Below are 3,041 nucleotides of genomic sequence, written 5' to 3' on the forward strand. Positions count from 1 at the left end.
ATTTTTATCCGCTTGTGTGTAATCGAAGGATTTAATGTACATTTGGAAATATAAAGCTTCAAAGCTATGGAACTGATTATTGATATAGACAACATTAAGGAAGCCAAAAAGAAAAAGTGGCTTTTGAGCACATTGAAGTTGATGGGAATAAATTTCCAAACCGTGGAAAAGCGTCAGACCATAGCGGAATACAATCAAGATTTGGAAGCAGGCGACTCCGAAATCGAACGTGGTGAATACATCACAGCAACCGACCTAAAAGCCGAAATAAAGAAATGGTGACCGTTTGGAGCAAACGCGCCAAAAACGAACTTACCAAAGCCTTCGAGTACATTTCGCTGGAGTCCCCTCAGAATGCGCGAATCCTTTAAAGCATCCATTTGATTAATTATTAATTCGGTTTAATCGGCGTTAAGCTAAGCGGCTGCGCAGCATGTTGGTAATGAGTTGCTCGTATATACCTAATTCCATATATCCAAGGTTTTCAGCTGTTCAACAATCGGCATATTGGCGGGCGCCCAGTCGTATTGATCCAAGTCAACTACGGCTGCCCATTCGGCGTCTGCATGTTCTTCTAATAGTAATTTTCCACCTACCACATGTGCGATAAAAGGCACTAGCCGTATCCGGAACGTCGGATAGTCGTGTTCCACCGGTTTGAGCCGTTTTGCCACTTCAATGTCCAAGTGCAGCTCTTCCTTGATCTCGCGCACAATGGTTAGCGCATCATCCTCGCCCGGTTCCACCTTACCTCCCGGAAACTCTCACAGGCATTACGATCGAAGTGGCGGGTGCAGACGAGGACAACAACCTCCAGAACCTGGAAACCATCCGGGTGGCGGTCGGAGCCGATGGTGTTGAAGAAAAGGTGATAGCAGAGATTGCCAACAATCCGGATGTGTTCGAAACCTCGTTGTCACTTCCCGTAACCGACGGGGCGGTGGATCTGAAACTGTATATCATGAAGGGAAAGTTTGACTATACGCTATATGCCAAACCCAGGAGAGGTACGACCAAATCCTTAACCGTTACGGTTAAGACGTTTTACACGTTCGTGGTTGGGGTGTAGGGGCAACCTTAAACTATATCCTATCGCATATAGTTTAATTGCATACAGTCGAATTTATACCCGATAAGGTATAATTAGTAGAATTTTCTTATCTTTGTACCCGAAAGGGTATACGATGTCTACAATACGATCTTTTGTAAAAGCCAGACGAAAGGCACTCAAATTGACGCAGAAAGAACTTGCGCTGAACGCAGGCGTGGGGTTGAAATTTGTGCGTGATCTTGAGCAAGGAAAAAAAACACTTCGTCTTGATAAGGTAAATGATGTTTTAGCATTGTTTGGCAAAGAAGTGGGGGTAACTGATAAATCAGAAAGGTAATGGCACGCCAGGCAAAAATCTTTTATCAAGATCAATTGGCTGGATATCTCGTAGAGGGAGACGATGGTTATACCTTCCGTTATTCAGCTAGTTATGTTAACGGGATTACCTCGAAGCCTATTAGCTTGACTTTACCCCTTTCAGCACATCCTTATCACAGCAACGTACTGTTTCCTTTTTTTGATGGGTTAATCCCTGAAGGATGGTTGTTGGATATCGGCGAAAAATATTGGAAACTTGACCCAAGAGACCGCTTTGAATTGTTAATCAACCTATGTAGAGACACTATAGGAGCGGTGTCTGTACATCCGGTGGAGGAGGAAGAAAATGGCTAATTGTCTGTTCTGTTATCAGGATGTCAAGGCTGGTACGTATCATCCTGCATGTTCGAAGAAATTCTTTGGTACTACTCAGGTTCCGCTATTGGAGTTGGATAAAGAAAAATTAAGGCAATTGGCTCAGATTACCGTCAATGAGCGGTTAGCGATGACGGGTGTACAGCCCAAATTATCCTTGAGCCTGGAAGGAGAGAAAGGTAATAAACGTTTGACGTTGGTAGGTCTATGGGGCGATTATATTTTGAAACCCCAATCCTCGGATTTTCCCGCTATGCCGGAGGTGGAAGATTTAACGATGCACCTAGCGAAATTATTTAAAATTGAAACTGCCGAGCATGCGTTAATACAAACTTCAAGTGGCGAATTAGCCTATATAACCAAACGTTTTGATCGTGTAAAAGGGGTGAAGGTTCATATCGAGGACCTCTGCCAGCTCTCCGAGTTGCTTACCGAACAAAAATATAAGAGTTCGTACGAACGTGCCGGTAAGATTATCAAACGGTATGCAACCAATTCGGGACTGGACGTAAACAAGTACTTTAGGTTGGTGCTGTTCTGTTTTCTGACAGGTAATAATGATATGCATCTAAAAAACTTTTCGTTGATGCATACCGATAACGGCATTTTGTTTTCACCGGCGTATGATTTATTGAATGTGAATGTGATCTACCCCCAAGACCGGGAAGAACTCGCTTTGACTTTAAACGCCCGAAAACGCAAAATAAGGCGGGCTGACTTTGATCAGTTTGCAACCAGTTTGGGCATTGCGGATAAGGTTAGGGACAATGTCTATCAAGACTTTTCTATAAGAGTCAACCAAATTCACGACTGGATTGACAAGAGTTTTTTAAGTGATGGATATAAAGCGGAGTATACTGCAATTGTGTTGAAGAAACAACATCAGATAGGCTTGTAGATAAAGCTCGCGGACTACCCCTAATTCCATATATCGAAGGTTTTCACCTTACCTCCCGGAAACTCCCACAGGCATTACCATCGAAGTGGCGGGTGCAGACGAGGACAACAACCTCCAGAACCTGGAAACCATCCGGGTGGCGGTCGGAGCCGATGGTGTTGAAGAGAAGGTGATAGCGGAGATTGCCAACAATCCGGATGTATACGAAACGTCGTTGTCACTTCCCGTAACCGACGGGGCGGTGGATCTGAAACCGTATATCATGAAGGGAAAGTTTGACTATACGCTATATGCCAAACCCAGGAAAGGTACGACCAAGTCCTTAACCGTTACGGTTAATCCCAGTCGTACTGGCCAAGCTCACCTGCGGCTACCCATTTGGCGCCGGCATCTTTTTTA

General features: G+C 44.3%; 6 protein-coding genes and 1 pseudogene. 6 read left to right on the forward strand and 1 reads right to left on the reverse strand.

Going from position 1 to position 3,041, the window contains the following annotated elements; all coding sequences use genetic code 11:
* The first annotated feature begins 66 nt into the window (after positions 1-66).
* Positions 67-282, forward strand: coding sequence for a hypothetical protein (locus tag NGM62_RS21640; protein ID WP_262250387.1), 216 nt, complete (start codon positions 67-69; stop codon positions 280-282).
* A gap of 179 nt (positions 283-461) precedes the next feature.
* Here NGM62_RS21640 and NGM62_RS21645 read toward each other — a convergent pair.
* A pseudogene (locus tag NGM62_RS21645) lies at positions 462-752 on the reverse strand (NUDIX domain-containing protein); the annotation flags it as partial.
* Between the two features lie 32 nt (positions 753-784).
* Between NGM62_RS21645 and NGM62_RS21650 the strand changes: the two are divergent.
* The 5 genes from NGM62_RS21650 to NGM62_RS21670 form a co-directional block, all read left to right on the forward strand.
* Positions 785-1,069, forward strand: coding sequence for a hypothetical protein (locus NGM62_RS21650; RefSeq protein ID WP_262250388.1), 285 nt, complete (start codon positions 785-787; stop codon positions 1,067-1,069).
* Between the two features lie 115 nt (positions 1,070-1,184).
* On the forward strand, positions 1,185-1,388 hold the full coding sequence (locus NGM62_RS21655) for a type II toxin-antitoxin system Y4mF family antitoxin (RefSeq protein ID WP_262250390.1): 204 nt from the start codon (positions 1,185-1,187) through the stop codon (positions 1,386-1,388).
* Positions 1,388-1,723, forward strand: coding sequence for a HipA N-terminal domain-containing protein (locus tag NGM62_RS21660; RefSeq protein WP_262250391.1), 336 nt, complete (start codon positions 1,388-1,390; stop codon positions 1,721-1,723). Before NGM62_RS21655 ends, NGM62_RS21660 begins: the two co-directional genes overlap by 1 nt.
* Complete coding sequence (locus tag NGM62_RS21665; protein WP_262250392.1) at positions 1,716-2,642, forward strand: HipA domain-containing protein; 927 nt, start codon at positions 1,716-1,718, stop codon at positions 2,640-2,642. Before NGM62_RS21660 ends, NGM62_RS21665 begins: the two co-directional genes overlap by 8 nt.
* Positions 2,643-2,727: 85 nt before the next feature.
* Positions 2,728-3,041 (forward strand): hypothetical protein (locus NGM62_RS21670; RefSeq protein WP_262250393.1); only part of this gene is annotated, 314 nt, incomplete at its 3' end.

This window comes from Parapedobacter soli, from assembly GCF_025460835.1.
In the GTDB taxonomy this organism is placed as follows: Bacteria; Bacteroidota; Bacteroidia; order Sphingobacteriales; family Sphingobacteriaceae; genus Parapedobacter; species Parapedobacter soli.

Excerpts from the sequence above, each read along its gene's own strand:
- NGM62_RS21640 (WP_262250387.1), top strand. The coding sequence starts at position 67 with ATGGAACTGATTATTGATATAGACAACATTAAGGAAGCCAAAAAGAAA.
- NGM62_RS21665 (WP_262250392.1), top strand. The coding sequence starts at position 1,716 with ATGGCTAATTGTCTGTTCTGTTATCAGGATGTCAAGGCTGGTACGTAT.
- NGM62_RS21655 (WP_262250390.1), top strand. The coding sequence starts at position 1,185 with ATGTCTACAATACGATCTTTTGTAAAAGCCAGACGAAAGGCACTCAAA.
- NGM62_RS21660 (WP_262250391.1), top strand. The coding sequence starts at position 1,388 with ATGGCACGCCAGGCAAAAATCTTTTATCAAGATCAATTGGCTGGATAT.